Source organism: Alloalcanivorax marinus (assembly GCF_016785095.1).
Classification (GTDB): Bacteria; Pseudomonadota; Gammaproteobacteria; order Pseudomonadales; family Alcanivoracaceae; genus Alloalcanivorax; species Alloalcanivorax marinus_A.
In genome coordinates, this window is record NZ_JAEKJB010000008.1 from 16,490 (window position 1) to 38,968 (window position 22,479).

General features: G+C 65.2%; 20 protein-coding genes. 11 read left to right on the forward strand and 9 right to left on the reverse strand.

Annotation, left to right across the window (positions count from 1 at the left end; translation table 11 throughout):
- The first annotated feature begins 13 nt into the window (after positions 1-13).
- From JF515_RS07040 to JF515_RS07050, 3 genes are read left to right on the forward strand one after another with little or no spacing between them, the layout of a single operon-like run.
- Positions 14-1,003: a PhoH family protein gene (locus JF515_RS07040; RefSeq protein ID WP_203102483.1), complete on the forward strand. Its 990-nt coding sequence runs from the start codon at positions 14-16 to the stop codon at positions 1,001-1,003.
- Positions 975-1,481, forward strand: a complete 507-nt coding sequence (ybeY, locus tag JF515_RS07045) for an rRNA maturation RNase YbeY (protein WP_203102485.1) — start codon at positions 975-977, stop codon at positions 1,479-1,481. Before JF515_RS07040 ends, ybeY begins: the two co-directional genes overlap by 29 nt.
- Positions 1,481-2,350, forward strand: coding sequence for an HlyC/CorC family transporter (locus JF515_RS07050; RefSeq protein ID WP_203102487.1), 870 nt, complete (start codon positions 1,481-1,483; stop codon positions 2,348-2,350). The genes ybeY and JF515_RS07050 overlap by 1 nt, the downstream gene beginning before the upstream one ends.
- A 22-nt stretch (positions 2,351-2,372) precedes the next feature.
- Here JF515_RS07050 and JF515_RS07055 read toward each other — a convergent pair whose 3' ends face one another.
- The 8 genes from JF515_RS07055 to JF515_RS07090 form a co-directional block, all read right to left on the reverse strand.
- Positions 2,373-3,467, reverse strand: coding sequence for a porin (locus JF515_RS07055; RefSeq protein ID WP_203102489.1), 1,095 nt, complete (start codon positions 3,465-3,467; stop codon positions 2,373-2,375).
- Between the two features lie 126 nt (positions 3,468-3,593).
- Positions 3,594-4,709 carry a CaiB/BaiF CoA transferase family protein gene (locus JF515_RS07060; RefSeq protein WP_203102491.1) on the reverse strand — a complete coding sequence of 372 codons (1,116 nt, stop codon included), beginning with the start codon at positions 4,707-4,709 and terminating at the stop codon, positions 3,594-3,596.
- Complete coding sequence (locus tag JF515_RS07065; protein WP_203102493.1) at positions 4,706-5,899, reverse strand: acyl-CoA dehydrogenase family protein; 1,194 nt, start codon at positions 5,897-5,899, stop codon at positions 4,706-4,708. Before JF515_RS07065 ends, JF515_RS07060 begins: the two co-directional genes overlap by 4 nt.
- A 29-nt stretch (positions 5,900-5,928) precedes the next feature.
- On the reverse strand, positions 5,929-7,479 hold the full coding sequence (locus JF515_RS07070) for a long-chain-fatty-acid--CoA ligase (RefSeq protein ID WP_203102495.1): 1,551 nt from the start codon (positions 7,477-7,479) through the stop codon (positions 5,929-5,931).
- A 215-nt stretch (positions 7,480-7,694) separates the two neighbouring features.
- On the reverse strand, positions 7,695-9,197 hold the full coding sequence (locus tag JF515_RS07075; protein ID WP_203102496.1) for a tripartite tricarboxylate transporter permease: 1,503 nt from the start codon (positions 9,195-9,197) through the stop codon (positions 7,695-7,697).
- 10 nt (positions 9,198-9,207) lie between these two features.
- A complete protein-coding gene (locus JF515_RS07080; RefSeq protein ID WP_203102498.1) occupies positions 9,208-9,657 on the reverse strand; it encodes a tripartite tricarboxylate transporter TctB family protein in 450 nt (149 codons plus the stop codon).
- 26 nt (positions 9,658-9,683) lie between these two features.
- Positions 9,684-10,637 (reverse strand): tripartite tricarboxylate transporter substrate binding protein, encoded by a 954-nt coding sequence (locus tag JF515_RS07085; protein ID WP_203102500.1) that lies wholly within the window; start codon positions 10,635-10,637, stop codon positions 9,684-9,686.
- 98 nt (positions 10,638-10,735) lie between these two features.
- The gene (locus tag JF515_RS07090) at positions 10,736-11,716 is read right to left on the reverse strand and encodes a LysR family transcriptional regulator (RefSeq protein WP_203102502.1); all 981 of its coding nucleotides are present in this window, start codon (positions 11,714-11,716) and stop codon (positions 10,736-10,738) included.
- Positions 11,717-11,922: 206 nt separating this feature from the next.
- Here JF515_RS07090 and lnt point away from each other — a divergent pair, with 206 nt between their 5' ends.
- The 4 genes from lnt to JF515_RS07110 all read left to right on the forward strand — a co-directional run bounded on the left by lnt (position 11,923) and on the right by JF515_RS07110 (position 16,553).
- Positions 11,923-13,410, forward strand: a complete 1,488-nt coding sequence (lnt, locus tag JF515_RS07095) for an apolipoprotein N-acyltransferase (RefSeq protein ID WP_203102504.1) — start codon at positions 11,923-11,925, stop codon at positions 13,408-13,410.
- Positions 13,411-13,567: 157 nt separating this feature from the next.
- Positions 13,568-14,446, forward strand: a complete 879-nt coding sequence (locus JF515_RS07100; RefSeq protein ID WP_203102506.1) for an MBL fold metallo-hydrolase — start codon at positions 13,568-13,570, stop codon at positions 14,444-14,446.
- A gap of 14 nt (positions 14,447-14,460) precedes the next feature.
- On the forward strand, positions 14,461-14,802 hold the full coding sequence (locus JF515_RS07105; RefSeq protein WP_203102508.1) for a TIGR01244 family sulfur transferase: 342 nt from the start codon (positions 14,461-14,463) through the stop codon (positions 14,800-14,802).
- Positions 14,799-16,553 carry a SulP family inorganic anion transporter gene (locus JF515_RS07110; protein WP_203102510.1) on the forward strand — a complete coding sequence of 585 codons (1,755 nt, stop codon included), beginning with the start codon at positions 14,799-14,801 and terminating at the stop codon, positions 16,551-16,553. Before JF515_RS07105 ends, JF515_RS07110 begins: the two co-directional genes overlap by 4 nt.
- Here the strand turns inward: JF515_RS07110 and JF515_RS07115 are convergent.
- Positions 16,550-17,164 (reverse strand): YdcF family protein, encoded by a 615-nt coding sequence (locus JF515_RS07115; protein WP_203102511.1) that lies wholly within the window; start codon positions 17,162-17,164, stop codon positions 16,550-16,552. The two genes, JF515_RS07110 and JF515_RS07115, sit on opposite strands and share 4 nt — an antisense overlap.
- A 92-nt stretch (positions 17,165-17,256) precedes the next feature.
- On the opposite strand from JF515_RS07115, the gene leuS reads away from it, so the two are divergent.
- From leuS to JF515_RS07135, 4 genes are all read left to right on the forward strand, one after another.
- Complete coding sequence (leuS, locus tag JF515_RS07120; RefSeq protein ID WP_203102514.1) at positions 17,257-19,719, forward strand: leucine--tRNA ligase; 2,463 nt, start codon at positions 17,257-17,259, stop codon at positions 19,717-19,719.
- A 1-nt stretch (position 19,720) separates the two neighbouring features.
- On the forward strand, positions 19,721-20,215 hold the full coding sequence (gene lptE, locus JF515_RS07125) for an LPS assembly lipoprotein LptE (RefSeq protein ID WP_203102516.1): 495 nt from the start codon (positions 19,721-19,723) through the stop codon (positions 20,213-20,215).
- 3 nt (positions 20,216-20,218) lie between these two features.
- Positions 20,219-21,220: a DNA polymerase III subunit delta gene (gene holA, locus JF515_RS07130; RefSeq protein WP_203102524.1), complete on the forward strand. Its 1,002-nt coding sequence runs from the start codon at positions 20,219-20,221 to the stop codon at positions 21,218-21,220.
- A 256-nt stretch (positions 21,221-21,476) separates the two neighbouring features.
- Complete coding sequence (locus JF515_RS07135) at positions 21,477-22,328, forward strand: class I SAM-dependent methyltransferase (RefSeq protein ID WP_203102525.1); 852 nt, start codon at positions 21,477-21,479, stop codon at positions 22,326-22,328.
- Positions 22,329-22,479: the final 151 nt, after the last annotated feature.

The window sequence follows — 22,479 nt, forward strand, 5'->3', positions numbered from 1 at the left end:
AATTTTCCCGACTTTGGACACACCAGCCGCTTCTCAGCAAGTCAGTCTCGAACCCTACGACTCCCGCCGTCTGGCCAGCCTCTGCGGGCGCCTGGACGAGCACATCAAGCAGATCGCCCAGCGCCTCAGCGTCGAGATCCGTAACCGGGGCAACGTCTTCCATCTGTCCGGCGATTCCCGGGCGGTGGCGGCGGCCTCCACGGTGCTCAACGATCTTTACGCGCAGACCGCCGAGGTGGACGACCTGACCCCGGAAATGGTGCATCTGCAGTTGCAGCAATCCGAGCTGGCGGAAAAGGTGGACAATACCGTGGCCTTCCCCAGCGACGAGGTGGTGATCCGCACCAAGCACGCGCGCATCAAGCCACGTGGCGGCCATCAGCGGGAATACGTCAAGAAGGTGCGCCGCTTCGACATCAATTTCGGCATCGGCCCGGCCGGCACCGGCAAGACCTGGCTGGCGGTGGCCTGCGCGGTGGACGCCCTGGAAAAAGCCGAGGTGCAGCGCATCCTGCTGGTGCGCCCGGCGGTGGAAGCCGGCGAGAAGCTGGGCTTTCTGCCCGGCGACCTGGCGGAGAAAATCGACCCTTACCTGCGACCGCTCTACGACGCCCTCTATGAGATGCTCGGCTTCGAGAAGGTGGCCAAGCTGATGGACCGCATGGTGATCGAGGTGGCGCCGCTGGCCTATATGCGCGGGCGCACCCTGAACAACAGCTTCGTGATTCTGGACGAGGCGCAGAACACCACGCCGGAGCAGATGAAAATGTTCCTGACCCGCATCGGCTTCGGTTCCAAGGCGGTGATCACCGGCGACGTGACCCAGGTGGATCTGCCCCGCCATCAGCGCTCCGGGCTGGTCAACGCCCTGGACGTGCTGGACGGCGAGACCGAGATCGGCGTCACCCGTTTCGACAGCCGCGACGTGGTCCGCCACCCGCTGGTGCAACGCATAGTAGAGGCCTACGACCGTCATGAGCGGGATACCGACACCCAGCGTTGAGGTCCAGTGGGCCAGCGACGCCCCGGACGCCCCCGACGAATCCGACTTGCGGACCTGGGCGCTGAAAGCCACCGAAGTGGCCGGCGGCGTGATCGGCGACATCACCGTGCGAGTGGTGGACGACGACGAGATCCGCGCCCTCAACCGTGAGTTCCGGGGCAAGGACAAGCCCACCAACGTGCTTTCCTTTCCCTTTGAGGCACCCGAAGGCCTTCCCGAGGACGCCTTCGACCCACTGCTTGGCGACATCGTGATCAGCGCCCCGGTGGTGCGCCGCGAAGCCGCCGAACAGGACAAAGCCCTGGACGCCCACTGGGCCCATATGGTCACCCACGGCGTTCTGCATCTGCTTGGCTACGACCACATCGACGATGGCGACGCGGAGGTCATGGAGGCCCTGGAAGTCCGCGCCCTCGCCGAGCTGGGCTACCCGGACCCGTACCAGACTTCCAACGCAATCATGGAGCTCGACCCCTGATGTCGGACGATTATCCCGATAACGCCGCTGGCCGAAGTTGGTTGGAGCGCGTCGGCCAGTTCTTCACTTCCACCCCCGGCTCCCGGGAAGAATTACTGGCGCTGATGCGCTCCATGCGCGACGGCGACATCATCGACGGCGACACCCTGGGCATCATTGAAGGCGCCATCTGCGTCTCCGATATGCAGGTGCGCGAAATCCTCATTCCCCGCTCCCAGATGGTGAGCATCCGCGCCTCCGACGACCCGCGCGACTTCCTGCCCACCATCATCGACTGCGCCCACTCGCGCTTCCCGGTGCTCGGCGAGGACCCGGACGAAATCATCGGTATCCTGCTGGCCAAGGACCTGCTGGCGCTGATTCTGGAACCGGTGAAAATGGAGCGCTTCTCGATCAAGGACCATGTGCGCTCGGCCATGGTGGTGCCGGAATCCAAACGCCTGGACTCGCTGCTGAGGGAATTCCGCATCACCAAGAACCACATGGCCATCGTGGTCAACGAATACGGCGGCGTCGCCGGCCTGGTGACCATCGAGGACGTGCTGGAACAGATCGTCGGGGAAATCGAGGACGAGCACGACATCGAGGACGACGACTACCTGATCAAGGATCTGGAAGGCGACGACTACACCGTCAAGGCGTTGACCCCGATCGACGAATTCAACGAACACTTCAAGACCGGCTTCAGCGACGACGAGTTCGACACCATCGGCGGCCTGGTGATGCAGCGCTTCGGCCACTTGCCGCAACGGGAAGAAGCGGTGGAAATGGGCGGCTTCCGCTTTACCGTGCTGAGCGCCGACGGCCGCACCATCCGCCTGTTGCGGGTCACGCCGACAGAGGCGGACGACGCGACCGGCGGCGACTGACGCCGGTCGCGGATCGGTTTACTCAGAACTTGAACGCCATCCCCAGGGACAGCACTTTCGGATCACCGCCGGGCACCGTGTTGACCCGGTCGCCGTGGGCGTAGTCCGCGCTGCGGTAGAGGCCGCTGTCGCCCTGGTTCACCGTGGTGGTGGCCGCCAGGTACAGATCCAGGGCAGGCGCCGCGTGCCAGGTGCCCACCAGACTGTATTGATCGGCCTCATCGTCACCGGCGTCGGATTCGTCGGCATGCATCCACTGAGCGCCCAGGGTGATGTCCCGGCGCATATCCCAGGTCACGAAACCGCCCCAGGCGTCCCGGTTCAGGTATGCCACCTCGTCGGCCTCCAGCCGGTCGAACACGGCGCCCACGGTGACCGTGCCGAAACGGTAGTTGAGGCCGCCATTCAGGCCGCTGACGTCGCCGTCGGCGTACAGCTCCGACCAATCCGAGTACCCTACCCCGGCGCTCAGGCCGCCCTGCCGCCAGGTGACGGAACCGCTCCACATACTGGAGTCATTATTGTCGGTGACGCCGTCGGTATCCTCCTGACCGGCGCCGTATTGCAGTGCCAGCGCCAGGCGCTTGTCGAGGAACTTCCGATCCCAGCGAATCGAGTTCTCCGCGCGCAGGCTAAGGCGCTGGTTGCCGCCGCCGCCGCGACCCAGAATCGCCTGGGGGTCCGCCGCGGTGGTGGTAAAGCGGCTCAGCACGATACCGTTGCGTTTGTAGGGCGTGTCCATGATGCCAAAACGGAACAGCCCCGCCGGTGTATCGAACCCGGCGAAGGTATCCCGATTACCCAGCCCACGGTCACGGGGTGAGTCCGGGTCGATGTTCTGTTCCAGTTGCCAGACCAGGTCGTAGCCCTCACCAAGCCCGTAACGTCCACGAAAACCGATCAGCGAGGTGTTGGTGGACACACTGTGGCCGCCGTCGACCAGACCGGCGGAAGGGTTTTCCGGTGTGTCGCCCAGGTCCGAATCGGCGTAGTCCACGGACAGACGCAGCGCGCCGTAGATTTCCAGCTTTTCATCCGCCACTGGTAAAGCGCTGGCCCACATCGGCGTCAGGCCGGCAACGAGAACCGGCAGCGCCAGTACGATTTTTGTTTTCATTTAACTCTCCAGATTTTTCCGTTCTTGGTTTTATGAACACGACTTGCCCTGGGCGGCGCATCGGGGCACCACGCGGAAAGCGGTTCGGGTAACAAAGGACGGCTTGGCGGCGCCGCCGGGCCGGATTCACGAATTCAGTTCAGCCAGGATCTCCTCGGTGTGCTCGCCCAGCCCCGGCGCCGGCCGGGGCGACCACAGCGCCTGGCCGTCGATCAGCATGGGCAGACGCAGGTCCGTTCCGTCGCCGCCGTTCAGCGGCCCGGTCAGTTGCCGGTGAACCAGTTGCGGGTCGCCCAGGGCCTGGTCCCGTTCGTAGACCGGCGCCCAGGGAATATCGGTGGTATCCAGGGCGCGCGCCCAATGACCCCGGGGCTGGCCGGCGAACAGCGTCTTCAGCAAACCATGGACCTCGCGCTTGCGGGCCATGCGCTCGGCCCTGCGACGCAGGGCCGGCTCGCGTAACGCCGCGCAGCAATCACCGAACAGATCGGCAAGCTGGCCCCAATAGCGGTTCTCGAAAATACCCAGGCTCAGCCACAATCCATCAGCGCAGCGAAACAGGTCGTTATCGGGCATCACCGCCCCGGTGTGCTCCATATCGCCGGGCTGGCCATCACGCACCGCCAGGGCATGGGGCAAACACCAGGCACTGATCGATTCCTGGATCGCCACGTCCAGATGGCATCCCTTGCCGCCCAGCCGCACCGTCATCAGCGCCTGCACCACGCCCAGGGTGGCGTGCATGGCGGCGGCGTAATCGGCCAGCCGCACCTTGGGCCGGGCGATGCGATCCTCCACCTGGGAGGGCGCCGCGAAATAGCCGGCCAGGGACAGGCAGTTAAGATCGTGGGCGGTGCGGTCCCGATAAGGGCCATCCTGGCCGAAGCTGCTGATCGAGCAATACACCAGCTTCGGGTTAAGGGCCCGCGCCTGAGGCCAACCGATACCCAGACGCTCGGCAACGCCGGGGCGAAACCCTTCCAGCACCACGTCGGCCCGCTCGAACAGGGCACGCACGGTGTCCACGCCCTGCTCCGTTTTAAGGTCCACGGCGATGGAGCGTTTGCCCCGGTTATAGGTGGCGAAAACGCGCTCACCCAGTGCCCGGGTGCCGTCGCCGCCGTCGGCGCGTTCCACCTTGATCACCTCGGCGCCCAGCTGCGCCAGCAGCAGGCCGGCGTGAGGGCCGGGCAGCAGCCCGGCCAGTTCCACCACCGTGGTGCCCGCCAACGGCCGGTTCATGACGATTGGCCCTCGTCGGCGTAGCGCTTCAGATAGCCCTTGGCGATGGTGTTGCGCTGGATCTCGCTGGTGCCGGTAACGATCCGATACATGCGTAGCATCCGGAACACCCACTCCACGGTGCTGCCCTGCATCAAGCCCACGCCGCCGTGCACCTGAATGGCGCGGTCGGCGATGGCGAAGGCCTTTTCGGAGCAGAACAGCTTGCTCATCGCCGACGCCTCGCGGGTGTCCTCGCCCCGGTCGATGCGGCGCGCCACGTCCAGCATCAGGCAGCGGGCGGCGTGCAGTTCGGTGGCCATGTCCGCCAGGGTGTGCTGGATCGCCTGGAAACCGGCGATGGGCTGGCCGAACTGGCGGCGCCGGGTGGCGTAGCGGGCGGAGGCGTCCAGGGACTGGATCGCCAGACCGGTCATGGTCGGGCAATGCAACAGCCGGTTCACGGTGATCCGCGACATACCGAGCCGGAACCCCTGTCCTTCCTCGCCGAGCACCTGGGTGGCGGGAATGCGCACGTCCTCCAGGCGGATATCGGCGTGCTGGTTCTTGCCGGAAATCGGGGTGTAGTCCGAACTGACGGTGACCCCGGGGCGGTCGAAATCGACCAGGAAAGCGGTCACGCCCCGGGCCCCGGCGCTCCCGTTGGTGACCGCCATCAGGATGGCGAAGTCCGCGTAGGGCGCCCCGGAGATATAACGCTTGAGGCCGTTGAGCACGTAGTGGTCGCCATCTCGAACCGCCCGCGTGCTCAGGTTGCTGGCATCGGAGCCCGCGTCCGGTTCGGTGAGCGCGAAGCACACGGTGCGCTCGGCGCGAATCACCGGCAGCAGATGACTTTCCATCTGTCCGGGCGTGGCGATATGGAACAAATGCCCGACCCGGCCCGGGCCACCCAGCTCGCCCAATACGTGCGCGGACAGCTTGGCGCCGGAGGCGGCCACGTCTTCCTTGAGCAGGCACTGGTCATAAACGCTCAGGCCACGGCCGCCCTGAGCCTCGGGCAGTTGAGCACCGTACAGGCCAGCGTCCCGGGATGCCTTCCAGATTCCCCGCAGCAGTTCCATGGACGGCTCGCTTTCGAAGCCGATATCGTGCTCCGCTTCCAGCGGCTTAAGATAGTTGTCGATGAAATCGCGGGCCTCGGCGCGCACCCGTTCGCCGTTTTCACTGGCGGTGAAGCGTTCGTACATGATGATGCTCCTGTTAGCGCGGACGGGGATCAGCCGACCTGACGGTCGTGATCCTTCCAGAAGGTGTCGCGCACCAGGCGCCGGGCCACCTTCCCGTTGGGGTTCTTGGGAAGCTCATCGACAAAACGCACGTGACGAGGCTTCTTGAAACTGGCCAGGTGCTCGGCGCAATAGTCGACCAGAGTGGCTTCGTCCGCCGTCTCGCCGGGCCGGCACACCACGAAGGCGATCACCTGCTCGCCCCACTCCGCGTCCGGCGCGCCGACCACGCAGCACTCCGCTACCGTCGGGTGGCGGAACAGAACGGTTTCGATCTCCGCCGGGTAGATGTTGAAGCCGCCGGAAATGATCATGTCCTTCTTGCGATCGATGATGTAAAGGAAGCCTTCCTCGTCCCGGCGCGCCACGTCACCGGTGTGGTACCAGCCGTCCTTGACCACTTCCTCGGTCAGGTCCGGGGCGTTCCAGTAGCCCTGCATCACGTCCGGCCCGCGCACCAGGATTTCACCGGCCTCGCCATCGGGCAGCGGATTGCCGTCGTCGTCGGCGATGATCACCTCGGACTCGCCATAGGGGCGTCCGCAGGAGCTGAGCAGCTCCGGCTTGTCGCGCAGACCGCGCAGGTGATCTTCCAGGGTCAGGATGGAGATGGTCGAAGTAGTCTCGCCGGCGCCGTAGCCCTGGGTGAAGATCGGCCCGAACACGTCCATGGCTTCGCGCAACCGCGACGGCGCCATCGGCGCCGCGCCGTAGGTGATGCGACGCAGGCTGGAGAGGTCGTACTCGCCGGCCAGACCGCTGTCGATCAACCGGTACAGCATGGTCGGCACCGCGAAGAAACGGGTAATGCGCTCGCGCTGGATGGTGGCGAACAGCTCGGCGATATCGAAGCGATCGATCAGGTAGTTGCAGCCGCCGGTGGTCAGCGTCGGCATGATCTGCATGCCGCTGGCGTGGGTCACCGGCCCGACATGGCCAATCACCTCATCTTTGGCGAAGCGGCCTTCCGGCAGCATCAGCGATTTGCGTACCAACGCCAGGCGGTTATTGAACGTTTGCACCGCCGCCTTCAAGCGGCCGGAAGAACCGGAGGTGTAATGCAGCACCGCCGGCGCATCCGGATCCACCTGGACCGACGGCAGCGCGGCGTCACCCTTGGCCAGCAGCGCCTCGAAGCTCTCCGCGCCATCGGCGCCGATCACCACCACCCGCTCCACGACGGGCAGGTCGTCGCGACGTTCAAGAATCCCCGGGGCATGTTCCGGCCCGACGATCAGCACCCGCGCCTGGGCGTCCTCAAGCACGTGAAGGGCTTCCTCGGTGGACAGACGCGCGTTCAGCGGCGCCTTGACCAACCCCGCCTTGTACAAGGCCACTTCCGCTTCCACCAGCTCCGCGCGGTTGAGGCTGTAGAGGGCGACCCGGTCACCGGGCTCCAGGCCCAGGCCGAGCAGCGCATTGGCAAGCCGGTTGGAACGTTCTTCGAGCTGCCGGTAACTGACCCGGCGATGACGGTCCGCCACCGCCGGGCGGTCCGGCCAATAGCGTGCACTGCGGGTCACCAGATGACCAAGGTTCACTGCATTCTCCCTGTTCCTGTTATTCGAATGGCGGCGCCGGAACGGCGGCGAATCATTCAAAAAATCATGGCCAAGGAGACATACATTGAAAAATATTATTTTATGATTTTCGCCATCACATTTCTTTTTAACAAAAAAATATCGATCGACTATTTTTTTCAAAAAAAAGGCCGGTCATTGGAGACCGGCCAGCCCTTAGGGAGACAAAGGGTAAATTATTTCATCACCGCCATGGCGCGCCCCGCGCGGCGGTGCTGCCGCAAAAGGCTGACCAGCACCACCACCGCAAGCAGGATAAACACGCAGGCAATCGGACGCTCAAACAGATACAGCGGATCACCATCGGCCATGATCATCGCCTGACCAAAAGCCTCTTCGAACATCGGCCCGAGCACATAGCCGATAATGAAGGTAACAAACGAAAAGTTGAGCATGCGCATGAAGAAACCGGCCACCGCCATGGCAATCAAAAGCCAGGCATCGAACAAGCTGTCGGCCACGATCACGCCGGTGATACACAGCACCACCACGCAGGGGATGATGTAGGTAAGCGGAATGCGAATGACCCGGGCGAAAAAACCCATGGTGAAAAGACCAGTGATCAGATTGAGCAGATCACCGATCAACATTACCGCGAACAGGGAGTAGATCAGTCGCGGCTGTTCCGAGAACAGTTGCGGACCGGGCGTGATGCCGTGAATCAGAAAGGCGCCAAGAATAATTGCCGCCGCCACATTACCCGGGATACCCAGGGACAGAAGCGGGATGAAATTCGCCCCGACCACTGAACTGTTGGCGGCCTCCGAGGCGGCCACGCCCCGGATTTCACCCTTGCCAAAGCGCTCCGGATTTTTCGAGGCACGCTTGGCGGCGGTATAACCGAGAAAGCCGGCGGCGCTGGAGCCGATTCCGGGAATCGCCCCGATCATGGTGCCGATCATGGTGGAGCGAAGAATGGTCGGCAGGATGGTACGAAAATCCTGCCAGGTAAAGGGCTCGCCGGACTTAACCGATTCACTGTTCTTCTGGTCCAGACGTGGCAGGCTGGCGGAGAATACGATCTGCCGGAGGATCTCACCCAACGCCAATACGCCGATGCCGGCCGCGGTGATGGAGATACCATCCATCAGTTCCGGAATACCGAAAGTCAGCCGTTCCGCCGCGGTACTCTGATCCATGCCCACCAGGCTCATGAACAAACCGAGGAAGGCCGCGATCAACCCCTTGATCATCGAGTTACCCACCAGGCCGGCGATGATCACCAGTGCCACCAGAATCACCGCGGCCATTTCCGGTGGTCCCATTTTCATGGCCACCATGGACAGTGGCGCGGCCACGAAAATCAGCACCAGATCGCTGAGGGTATCGCCGGTTACCGACGAGAAGTGCGCCGCTCTGAGAGCCTTGCGCGCCTTGCCCTGCTGCGTCATTGGATAACCGTCGAAGGTACTGGCGGTGGCCTCCGGGGAGCCCGGAGTGTTCATAAGAATCGCCGATACCGCGCCGCCAATGGTGCCGCCCTTGTTGATGCCGATCAGAAAGCCCAGCGCCGCCACCGGGCTCATGTAGAAGGTATAGGGAACGGCGATGGTGATCGCGATCAGCGAGCCGACGCCTGGAGCGGCGGCGAACAGTTGCCCGATCAGAATCCCCAGCAACACGAACAACACATTGCTCAGCGTGAAAGCATCGGAAAAACCCGCGAGTATCGTGTCCATTGTGGTCTCCTCAGGGCAGGGGCGTGCCCAGCACGCGATCAAACAGAACCCAAAGGAACAGGCTCCAACCCAGCGATGTCAGCACGATCGGCAACCAGCGGCGCTCGCCCATCAACAGCATCAGCAACGCCACCGCCACCGAGGCCGCCGCGAGAAAGCCGACCCACTGCATTAGCGCCAGCACCAGAACCAGTACCGCCAGCACCACGACGAGACGCGTCAATGCCGCGCGACTGACCGGCGCCGGGCGTTCCGCCAGGGCCCGGTCCCGGGCGCTGACGACCACCAGCACCACGCCCAACACCGTGATCGCCGCGGCGCAAAGATAGGGAAACGCCCGTGGCGACAGGCCAAAGCCCAGGCTTGGACTGATGTGTTGGGGAATCAGATAGAACAGGGTGAAGAGGCCGGCCAGAGTGACCAGCACCCCCGCCGACAGATCCACGATCCGAGCGTTCATGACAACGTTGCCTCGTGACTGCGCGGTTATTGTTCGGAAAATTCGCGCTTGTTTTCCATGCTTTGCGTCTGGATAAAGCGGGTGAGCTGTTCCGCGGACAGGACCACATTGGGGAATTTCATCTTTTCCTCGGCCAGGTTCGCCACATCTTTCGACGTAGCGGCCTTACGAATCGCCGCCAACAACTTTTCACGCACCGGCGAGGGAATTCCCTTGGGGGCCGCCAGCATGAAGTAGCTGGTATAGCTTCGCCCATAACCATGCTCGCCAATGGTCGGCACGTCCGGCGAAGTGCTCAGGCGCTTGTCGTTCATCCCGACAATCACCTTGACGCCCTTATCGTTCAGATAGGCCTGATGGACCCCGGCGCTCCAACCCACATCCAGGTGGCGCCCCATCACGTCGGTGATAATCTGCCGCCCACCCTTGATCGGCACCGTACGTACATTAATGCCTTCCTTCTTCGCCCAGCGCTCGGCGAATTTAGTGGTAATCGGCGACAGCGAACCAAAGGTAAGACCGCCTTCTTCACGGGCGTAGGCCAGCATCTCATCCCAGGTGGAAAACGGCGCGCTGGCGCCGGCCACCAAGGCATTCTGCAGCTCGGTGACGGTGGCCAGATAATCAAAATCGTCGGGCTGGTACGCGGTGCGCACGATAAACGGCAGAGCATCAAAGGTGGAATCCGAGGTAAAGCCGATGGTGTAGCCATCCGCGGGCGCCCGCTGTAGCAAGGTGGCCATTACCACGCCACCACCGCCGGCTTTATTGTCGACCACCACCGGCTGACCCAGGTCTTTTTCCAACGCGTGAGCCATCAGCCTGGCCAGAGTATCGGCGCCGCCACCGGCGGAAAACCCAACCAATAGAGTAATCGGCTTGGACGGCCAGTCCGCGGCCTGCGCCGTACCGGATAACACAAGGGTGAAAAGCGTGCTCACCGCCAGGACGGCGGCGGCGCAGTGTTTTATTAGTCTCATTCTGCTCTCCATGGGCATGACGCCCGGTTTTTTAACGGAGGCCAAGGCGGCCACCACGTCTTCCGCAGAGTACGGCGGCCATCCAGGAGAAAAAAATATTATTTCACGATATCTGGCATCACATTTTTTAATGCCAAAACCTGCTCGGGAGGCAGCACCACATCGGCCTTCCAATGCCCCGCTTCGGCGGCTTCGACCATCAACCGGATCATGCCGTCACGCACTCTCTCCGCCGGTCTCGACAAGGGCCGCTTGCGGGGCCAGGCCACGGTCATCAGCCTCTGAATCATGGGATTTGTAATGCGCCGCGCCTGCCGTGGGTAGGTACGGTTATCCATCAACGGCATGGGCAGGTTGGCAATGATGCAGGCCATGCCTTCGTCCACCACCGACGTCAGTGTTTTGGGACCGTTCTGTTCGAAACGCAGGTTCAGTTGCGCGCCGGCGGCCACCACATGCTCATCGATCACGCGACGCATATTGTGTGTGCGGTCGCCAAGAATCAGCGGCCGGGCCGCGGCTTCGGCCAGGTCGATATCACCGGTTTCCGGCCCGACCAGATTCGGCGCGCCAATCAAATAGAAGTACTCGCGCAGCACCGGTATGGACTCCACGTCGTCCAGCTCCGCGGCGTTGGGGCTGACGCCCAATTCCACCTTGCCGGTCTCCACCACATGGCCACTTTCGGAACTGAGCCCTTCAACGATGTGAAGGTTGATCTTGGGATAGTGCCGCTCCAGCCAGGCCAACAGGCCGGGCCCCAGGAAGGGGGTCACGGTGACCGGCAGAGCGATGATCACGTCACCGGCCGGTTCCGATTCCCGTGAAGTACGCAGATCGTTACGGGCGATTTCCATCTGGCGAAGGATCAAGCGGGCATGGTTGACCAGCCGCTGGCCATGTCGGGTGGAGGCCACGCCCCGGTTGGTACGCTCGAAAAGCTGAACCTCCAGTTCCTTTTCCAGGCCAATGATTTGCTGGCTAAGCGCCGGTTGCACGATATTCAGTCGCTGGGCGGCGGCGGAGAAGCTGCCTTCCTCGAAGACCGCCACCAGGGCGTGCAGTTGTTTCAGGTTCATGGGCGTCTCCCGACGGCACCGGGACGGGCCCGGCAAATCGTTTTTTGTAATGAAAGAGCTCCTTTTATCTATTTTTTCTATAGCAATAGCAAGCCGTCCATCGCTATCGTCCCGTGGCATGACACGCTTAATTTGCGTATAACGTGGCGTCACTAGCCTCGGGCAATGCCCTCTTACCGAATCCAGCGCCGGGACCGCCGACACCCATGCTCAACCTGCTGCTCGCCCTGATCGCCGGGCTTCTGTTTCCTCTCGCCTTTGCTCCCTATGGTTTCTGGCCGCTGCTGTTCGTCAGCCTGGCGCTGGCCTACTGGTGCCAGAGCCGGGCGCCGACGCCGCGCCGCGCGCTGCTTACCGGCTGGGTCTATGGTCTGGGGCTGTTTGGTTTTGGCATCAGTTGGTTGCATGTGTCGATGACCGACTACGGCTTCATGCCGTTGTGGATGGCGATTCCCTTCACCGGCGCCTTCGCCGCCCTGATGGCCCTGTTCCAGGGAGTCACCTTCTGGCTGACCCGGCGGTTGGGGGGCGGCGCCCTGATGTTCGCCGGCGCCTGGCTGCTGCTGGACTGGGTGCGCGGCTGGTTGCTCACCGGCTTCCCGTGGCTGTACAGCGGCTATGCGCTGGTCGATACGCCGCTGGCCGGGCTGGCGCCGCTGGGGGGCATCTGGGCGGTAACCCTGGCGGCGGTGGTGCTGTCCGCCACGGCGGTGGCGCTGATCGAGCAACGCGGGCGCGCGCTCGGCCCGCTGGCGGCGTCGGTGTTGGCGGTCGTGGCGGCCATTATTGGCGGCCAGTTGGAGTTCACCCGACCGTCCGGCGAGCGCCAGCCGGTGGCCCTGGTGCAGGGCAACATTCCCCAGGATCTGAAATGGCTGGCGACCATGCGCGGGGAAACCCGGGACATCTATGCCGGGCTGACCGACGGCCTGCCCGAGGGCACCCTGGTGATCTGGCCGGAGTCGGCGATGATCGAGTTCTATCAGGACATCAAGGGATTCGTCGACAGTGAGGGCGAAGCGGTGGCGGACAAGGGCGGCGCTCTGATCACCGGCCTGCCCTGGCGGGATGAGTCGCGCTCGCCGGTGACCTACCACAACAGCATCGCCGTGGTGGGCACCCACCACGACAACGGCGTCTATCACAAACAGAAGCTGGTGCCGTTCGGCGAGTACGTCCCCATGCAGGATCTGCTGCGCGGGCTGATCCCGTTCTTCGATCTGGCCATGTCCAGCTTTACCCCGGGCCGGGCCAGCCAGCCCAACCTGCACGCCCTGGGCCAGGAAGTCGCGCCTTTTATCTGCTATGAGATTCTGTACCCGGATCTGGTGGCGGCACGCAGCGCCGGCGCCGACGTGCTGCTGACCATTAGCAACGATGCCTGGTTCGGCACTTCCGCGGGCCCTCATCAACACTTTCAGATGACCCGCCTGCGCGCCCTGGAAACCGGGCGCTGGCTGCTACGCGGCACCAACAATGGCATTACCGCCGTGGTCGATCCCCAGGGACGGGTGGTGGAACGCCTGCCCCAGTTCGAGCGCGATGTGCTGCTCGCCGATTACCAGCCGCGCCAAGGCAACACGCCCTTCATGGTAGCCGGGGCCTGGCCTTCCCTGCTGCTGGCCCTGGCCTTCGTGGTGCTGGGCCGGGGCCGGCGGGCACGCTCCCTGCTGGATACCTTGCCACGACCGTGACCGCGCTCATAACCGGCGGCTTATAATCAGCCCGGGACTTATATATTATTTAGCTATATGCTTATAACTTAATTTGACTTCCCGCCGGCGGAGCTCTATAAACAGAGTCCGGCCGGCGCCATCCGGGCGCGGCCGCGACCACCCCTGGAGGCCCGTCATGAGCACACAAGCGTCCCGCCCACAGGTCGAAAGTTTCTTCGACACCGACACCAATACGGTGAGCTATGTGGTGATCGATCCGGAAACCCACCATTGCGCCATCGTCGACTCGGTGCTCGACTACGACCCCCATTCCGGTCGCACCAGCCACGAAGGTGCCCAGCGCCTGGTGGATTTCGTGTGCGCCCGGGAGCTGACCGTGGAATGGTTGCTGGAAACCCATGTGCACGCCGACCACCTGTCCGCGGCTCCCTGGATCCAGGAACAGGTGGGCGGCAAGCTGGCCATCGGCGACCAGATCCGCACCGTGCAGGACACCTTCGGCAAGGTATTCAACGCGGATTCCGACTTCCAGCGCGACGGCAGCCAGTTCGACCATTTGTTCCACGACGGTGACGAATACCGGCTCGGCAACCTGACCTGCCGCGCCCTGCACACGCCCGGTCATACCCCGGCCTGCATGAGCCATCTGATCGGCGATGCCGTGTTCGTCGGCGACACCCTGTTCATGCCGGACTACGGCACCGCCCGCTGCGACTTCCCCGGCGGCGACGCCCGCACCCTGTATCGCTCGATCCAGAAACTGCTGGCACTGCCTGACGACACCCGCATGTTTCTGTGCCACGACTACCTGCCCGATGGCCGCCAGGAATTTCACTGGCAGACCACCGTGGGCGAACAGCGCCGCCACAACATCCATGTGCATGAAGGCGTCAGCGAGGCGGAGTTCGTGGCCATGCGCGAAAAACGGGATGCCACCCTGGGCATGCCGCGCCTTATTCTTCCCTCGGTGCAGGTCAACATGCGCGCCGGCCATCTGCCGCCGGCGGAAAGCAACGGCACCCGTTACCTGAAAATCCCTCTTAACGTACTCTGACTCCGGGAGCCTCAATGGCCGATTACACCCAACTCACCCCTGATCTGGCGGTGGCACCGCAGTTGCGCCCCGACGACCTGGCGGACCTGGCCCGGGCCGGGTTCCGCGTGGTCATCAACAACCGTCCGGACGGCGAAGCCGAGGACCAGCCGGACCACCTCACCATGGAACGGGCGGCCCGGGAAGCCGGCCTGACTTATCACTACCAGCCGGTGGTGGCCAGCGAGATCGACGACCAGGACGCGCGCCGCTTCGCCGAGCTGGTGGACCGGCAGCCAGGCCCGGTGCTGGCCTTCTGCCGCACCGGCAACCGCTGCGGCAAACTGTGGGAACGGGCCCGGCAGTTGCGCGAATGAGCCTGACCCGATGGCTGCCCGCCGCCGTCTGGCTGCGGGGCTATGGCCGCGAGGACGCCGCCGCCGACGGCATGGCGGCACTGATCGTCACCATCATGCTGATCCCGCAGAGCCTGGCCTACGCTCTGCTTGCCGGGGTGCCACCCCAGGTGGGGCTGTACGCCAGCATCCTGCCGCTGGTGGCTTACGCCCTGTTCGGCTCCAGCCGCACCCTGGCGGTGGGCCCGGTGGCGGTGGTGTCGCTGATGACCGCGGCGGCGGCGGGTCAGGTGGCCGGCGGCGACGCCGACCTGTACCTGACCGCCACCGTGATACTGGCGCTGCTGTCCGGTGTCATGCTGGTGGTCATGGGCCTGCTGCGCCTGGGCTGGGTGGCCAACCTGCTCAGTCATTCGGTGATCAGCGGGTTCATCACCGCCTCCGGCATTCTGATCGCCGCCAGCCAGCTCAAACACCTGCTCGGCATTCCCCTGCACGGCGACACCCTGTGGCAACTGGCGGCCTCCGCCGCCGGACATTTCCAGGCGTTCAACCCGGCTACCGCCCTGGTGGGCGGCGCCGCCGTACTGTTCCTGATGTGGGCGCGCGGGCCGCTCAAACGCCTGCTGGCACGCACCGCCCTGCCCACCTGGCTGGCGGAGCTGCTGGCCAAGGCCGGCCCGGTGGTGGCGGTGATCGGCACCGCCCTGGCGGCGGGCCCGGGCGGGCTGGCGAACCAGGGCGTGGCGATCGTCGGCGAGGTCCCCGGCGGCCTGCCGGCACCGACCCTGCCGGCGTTCGACGCCGGCCTGATCGGCCAGCTGTGGCTGCCGGCCCTGCTGATCAGCCTGATCGGCTTCGTGGAATCGGTGTCCGTGGCCCAGACCCTGGCCGCCAAGCGCCGCCAGCGCATCGACTCCAACGCCGAGCTGATCGGCCTGGGCGCCGCCAACCTGGCCTCCGGGGTCAGCGGCGGCATCCCGGTCACCGGCGGTTTCTCCCGCTCGGTGGTCAATTTCGACGCCGGCGCCCGCACCCCCCTGGCCGGGGTGTTCACCGCCGGCGGCATCGCCCTGACCGCCCTGTTTTTCACCCCCTGGTTCCATTACCTGCCCAAGGCCACCCTGGCGGCCACCATCATCGTGGCGGTGCTCACCCTGGTGGACCTGCCAGCCCTGGTACGGGCCTGGCGCTACTCGAAGGCGGATTTCGCCGCCATGCTGATCACCCTGGTCGGGGTGCTGGCGGCGGGGGTGGAAACCGGCGTCATCGCCGGCGTGGCGGCGGCCCTGGGGCTGCACCTGTGGCGCACCAGCCAGCCGCACATGGCGGAGCTGGGGCAAATGCCGGGCACCGAGCATTTCCGCAATGTACGCCGGCACCGGGTGGTCACCTCACCCCGGGTGCTGTCGATCCGGGTGGATGAATCGCTCTACTTCGCCAATGCCCGGCGCACCGAGGACGCCATCTACGACGCGGCGCTCAACCGCGCCGGCCAGCGCCACGTGGTGCTGTTGTGCTCGGCGATCAACCACATCGACGCCAGCGCCCTGGACAGCCTGGAAACCCTCAACCGGCGCCTGGCGGACGCCGGCCTCACCCTGCATTTGTCCGAGGTGAAGGGGCCGGTGATGGATCAGCTGCAGCGCAGCGATTTCCTTGCGCGCCTAACGGGGAAGGTGTTTCTCAGTCATTACCAGGCGCTGGAGACGCTGGACCCGGAAACCACGCGCGCCGCTGGCGCGATGCGCCCTTTGCCCGCCAGCCCCTAAAAATAACGCAACCGGTACCAGATCAGCGCCGCCCACTCCCGCCAGATCACCGGCACCTCCGCCAGCGCCCCGGCGGAGGGCAGCCAGGCGGCCTCGGGCAGGGTATCCACCGGCGCCGGTATCGCCTTCAGCCCCTGGCGGCGGAAACTGAGCAGGGCCCGGGGCTGGTGCACCCGGTCGGTGACCAGCAACACCGTGTCGATGCCCCGCCGGCGCAGTTGCGCGGCGCTGTTCACCGCGTTCTCCCAGGTGCTGCGGCTGCCCGGCTCGATCTCGATGCGGGCCCCCGGCCACAGCCGCCGGGCCTCCACCGCCATCAGCCCGGCCTCGGAATTGTCCGGGTCGCGGGGCGCGTGGTCCTCGGCGCCGCCACTGAGCAGCAGCGGCAAATCCCGCCGCCGGGCTTCCTCCACGCCCCGATGCAGGCGCCGCAGGCCGGTGGCGGTGAGCCGGTAACCATTGCCATGGCGTTGCCGGCCGGCGCCCAGCACCACCACCACGGCGGGCGCGCCGTGCGCCAGCGGCGCCGGCGCCGGAGGGTAGAACTGGCGCACCACCGCCGGCAGGGTGGCCGCCACCAGCACCACCCCGGCCACCGCCGTGATCAACATGCCGCGCATCCGCTGTCTGCCCGCCGTTCGCTCATGTATCCTATGGGGCTTTCCTCACCCGACTCATTCCTCACCCGACTCATAGAGAACCGATGGACGCACAGTATCAGCCCAAGAAGGTAGAAGATGAAGCCCGGAAGCACTGGGAAGAATCCGGCAGCTTCAAGGCCACCGAGCAGCCCGGCAAGGAGAAGTTCTATTGCCTGAGCATGTTCCCCTACCCCTCCGGCCGGCTGCATATGGGCCATGTGCGTAACTACACCATCGGCGACGTGATCAGCCGCTACCAGCGCATGCTCGGCAAGAACGTGCTGCAGCCCATGGGCTGGGACGCCTTCGGCCTGCCGGCGGAAAACGCGGCGGTGAAGAACAAGAGCGCCCCGGCCTACTGGACCTACGAAAACATCAAGTACATGAAGGGCCAGCTCAAACAGCTGGGCTTCGGCTACGACTGGAGCCGCGAGCTGGCCACCTGCACCCCGGAGTATTACCGCTGGGAGCAGTGGTTCTTCACCAAGCTGTACGAGAAGGGCCTGGTCTACAAGAAGATGTCCACGGTGAACTGGGACCCGGTGGACCAGACCGTGCTGGCCAACGAACAGGTCATCGACGGGCGCGGCTGGCGTTCCGGCGCCCTGGTGGAGCGCAAGGACATCCCGCAGTGGTTCGTCAGGATCACCGCCTACGCGGATGAACTGCTGGAAGACCTGGATCAGTTGGACGGCTGGCCGGAACAGGTCAAGACCATGCAGCGCAACTGGATCGGCCGCTCCGAGGGCGTGCAGCTGGACTTTGCATTAAAGGACGCCCTGAAAGACGGCGACCAGGCGCTGAGCGTCTACACCACCCGCCCGGACACCCTGATGGGGGTCAGCTATGTGGCGGTGGCCGCCCAGCACCCGGTGGCCCAACAGGCCGCCGGGGACAACCCCGGGATCGCCGCCTTTATCGAGGAATGCACCCACACCAAGGTGGCCGAGGCGGATCTCGCCACCATGGAGAAGAAAGGTGTATTCACCGGCCGTTACGCGATCCATCCGATCAGCGGCGAGGAAGTGCCGGTATGGATCGCCAACTTCGTGCTGATGGACTACGGCTCCGGCGCGGTGATGGCGGTGCCCGCCCACGACCAGCGCGATTTCGAGTTCGCGCAAAAATACGATCTGCCGATCAAGCAGGTGATCGAGCCCGCCGGGGACGAGACCATTGATCTGACCAACGAGGCGTTCACCGCCAAGGGCAAACTGGTCAACAGCGGCGAATTCGACGGGCTCACCTCCGCCCAGGCGTTTGACGCCATCGCCGCCTGGCTGGCGGAGCGCGGCCTGGGCGAGAAGAAGGTGAACTATCGTCTGCGCGACTGGGGCGTTTCCCGCCAGCGCTACTGGGGCGCGCCGATCCCCATGCTGACCCTGGAGGATGGCACCCAGGTGCCGGTGCCCGAGGACCAGCTGCCGGTGGTGCTGCCCGAGGACGTGCAAATGGACGGTGTCACCTCGCCGATCAAGGCGGACCCGGAGTGGGCGAAGACCGAGTACAACGGCCAGCCCGCCCTGCGCGAAACCGACACCTTCGATACCTTCATGGAATCAAGCTGGTACGCGGCCCGCTTTACCTGCCCGGACGACGATACCGCCATGCTCGACCCGGAGCGCGCCAACTACTGGCTGCCGGTGGACCAGTACGTGGGCGGCATCGAACACGCCATCCTGCACCTGCTGTATTCCCGTTTCTTCCACAAGCTGTTGCGCGACGCCGGCCTGGTGGACTCCGACGAGCCGTTCAAGCGCCTGCTGTGCCAGGGCATGGTGCTCAAGGACGGCGCCAAGATGTCCAAGTCCAAGGGCAATACCGTGGACCCGCAGGCGATGATCGAGGAATTCGGCGCCGACACCGTGCGCCTGTTCATGATGTTCGCGGCGCCACCGGAACAATCCCTGGAATGGAACGACGCCGGCGTGGAAGGCGCCCACCGCTTCCTCAAGCGCCTTTGGCGGTTGGTCGCCGAGCATGTGGAAGCCGGCACCGCTCCGGCGCTGGAACCGGGCGCCCTGGACGATGCCGGCAAGACCCTGCGCCGCAAGACCCATGAAACCATTCAGAAGGTCAGCGACGATCTGAGCCGCCGCTACACCTTCAACACCGCCATCGCGGCGGTGATGGAACTGTGCAACGAAATCAGCCGCTTCGAGCCCGCCGACGACGGCGGTCGGGCGGCGCTCCAGGAAGCCCTGGAAGCGGCGGTGCTGCTGCTTTCGCCGATCGTCCCCCATGCCGCCCACGCCCTGTGGGCCGAGCTGGGCCACGATCAGCCGGCGGTGGACGCGCCCTGGCCGGAGGTGGACGAAAGCGCCCTGGTCAAGGACACCATCGAGCTGGTGGTGCAGGTCAACGGCAAGGTGCGCGCCAAGCTGGACGTACCCGCCGACGCCGACAAGGGCACCCTGGAACAACTGGCCCGGGAAGAACCCAATGTGCAGCGCTTCACCGAAGGCAAGACGGTGCGCAAGGTAATCGTGATTCCCGGCAAACTCGTCAACATCGTGGCCAACTGACATGACGCTTCGCTCCGCGCTTCCCGTTCTGCTCGCCGCTGTGCTGCTGAGCGCCTGTTCCGGCTGGCAACTGCGCGGCCAGACCTCGGTGCCCAACCTGGAAAGCGTCACCGTGAACGGCGCCAGCGCGCGGCTGCGCTACACCCTGGAGGATCAGTTGGAACCCGCCGGCGTGCTGGTACACGGCGAGGCGCCCTACGTGATCAAAATCCTCGATGAGCGCTGGGATCGCCGCACCGCCGCCGTGGACGACCGGGGCCGCGCCGCCGAGCGCGAGCTGCGCTACGAGATCACCTGGCAGCTGATCGACCGCGACACCGGCGCCATGCTCAATCCGCCGCGCCGCATCGCCGCCATCCGCAGCTTCGCCTATTCTCCGGACAACGTCACCGCCACCTCCGACGAGGAGGACCTGGTGCGCACCGACCTGTTCGAGGACATCAGCTACCGGCTGATCAACCAGCTCGCCAACGCCTCCCGCAAGATCGAGCACTGATCCATGCGTCTGCGCATCGACCAACTGGCCAAGCATCTTCAAGGCGACCTGCTGCCGGTCTATCTGATCGCCGGCGACGAACCCTTGCAGCAGGACGAGGCCATGGACGCGGTGCGCGCCGCCGCCCGCGAACAGGGCTTCGACGAACGTCAGCGCTTCAGCGCCGACACCGGCATCGACTGGAACGCCCTGATCAACGAAGCACAAAGCATGAGCCTGTTCGGCGGGCGCCGCATTCTCGAGCTGGTACTCGGCGAGAAACGGCCGGACAAGACCGGCAGCCAGATCATCCGCGACCTGCTGGCGCAGCCCTCCCCGGACACCCTGCTGCTGATCCGCTGCTCGCGACTGGACCGCCGCAAGGACTGGAACAGCGCCTGGGTGAAGGCCCTGGAGAAAGTCGGCGCGGTACTGGAAATCTGGCCGGTGGAAGGCAAGCAGTTGCAGCACTGGCTGCGTGACCGCCTGGCCGGTCGCGGCCTGAGCATCGACGACGATGCCCTGGCGCTGCTGATCGAACGCAGCGAGGGCAACCTGCTGGCCGCCGCCCAGGAAGTGGACAAACTCGCCCTGCTCGCCGAGGACGGCCGGGTGGCGGTGGACACCGTGCAACAGGCGGTGGGCGACTCCAGCCGCTACACCCCCTTCGACCTCACCGACGCCACCGGCCAAGGCGACGCCCGCCGCGCCCTGCGCATTCTGCGCACCCTGCGCGCCGAGGGCGTGGAAGCACCGGTGATCCTGTGGGCCCTGGGCCGCGACATCCGCGCCCTGGACGCCCTCGCCACCGGCGGCCAGCCGCCGCGCATGCCGCCCCAGCGCCTGCGCGCCCTGGAAGCCCGCGCCCGCCAGTTGCCACCGCGCCAGCTGCACCGCGCCCAGGCCCTGGCGATCCGCGCCGACCAGGCCATCAAGGGCATGGGCCCCGGCGACCCCTGGCAATTCCTGGCCGGCCTGATCCTGCGCCTGTGCGGCCAGCCGCTGCCCGCCATCCTGGAAAAGTAACCCACATCCGGCCACGGAACCGTTAGCCGCTGAGGGGGATCCCCTTCCCTTGTAGGAACGACTGTAGGAGCGACTTCAGTCGCGATCAAAGGCTGAAGTCGCTCCTACACCGTTCCATGAAGCCGCGCGGGACGCGGCCCTGATGGAGGGCCCACCCCATGCCGGCGGAGAAGCAAGGGGCGCGGCTTATTGGCCCGCGCGGAGCCGGGGGCTTTGCTAGGGTGCCGGAATGTTCATTGCCGCGCAGGGAGCCCTCATGCCGCAACGTCTGGATACCTCCTCGATCAGCTTCACCGCCCTCTACACCGGTCAGGTGTGGGTGCGCCACGGCCTCTCCGAACCGGGCTTCCACACGCCGGCGGGAGCGTTGCTGTATGGCGCCCTGACGCCGTTCGAAGCGGTGGGCAAACGGCTGCTGGGCGGCAATATCCGCACCTTCCTGCTGCAGCGCCATCACCTCATCGATGCGCGGCTGGAGGCCCTGATCGAAGCCCACCCGGACCTGCAGATCCTGGAGATCGCCTGCGGGCTGAGCCCTCGCGGCAAACGCCTGCGCGCGCGCCATCCGGGCATCGACTACGTGGAGGCGGATCTGCCCGACATGGCGCGCCGCAAACGCCGCCTGCTGGCCCGCCACGGCGTGCTCGGCGAGCGGCACCGGGTGGAGACGGTGAATATTCTGGTGGAGGAAGGCGACGACAGCGTCAGCGCCCTGCTTGGCCGCCTGGACCCGGCCAGGCCGGTGGCGGTCATCACCGAAGGGCTGATCAACTACTTCGATCTGGCCACCATCAGCCCGTTCTGGGCGCGGCTCGCCGAGGGCCTGAAGGCGTTTCCGCGCGGCGTCTACCTGACCGACAACTACCCGCTGTACGCCAACATGCGCTTCCACCGCACCCTGAAGACCCTCGGCGGGATGCTGGGCGCCCTGTCGCGCAGCAATGTGGCTTTCCATTTCGACTCCGACCGGGCCACCGGGGCGCACTTTCGCGAGCAGGGCTTCGCCACGCTGACCGTGCACGATCCGGCGGATTACTACGGCACCCTGCCGATCCCGCGCACCCGGGGCACGCCCATGGTGCGGATTCTGGAGGCCGAGGCGGTCTGATTCCCAACGCCAGTTTCTTCGGGCCATCGCGGTTGAGCGGGAATTTTCCCTCCAGCCGGGGCGCGACGCCCTTCCGGGACCCTTTTTGGCAGGGATGCCAAAAACGGGAGCGCCCGGGGACGGCTTGAGCGATCCCGGAAGGCACCCACGC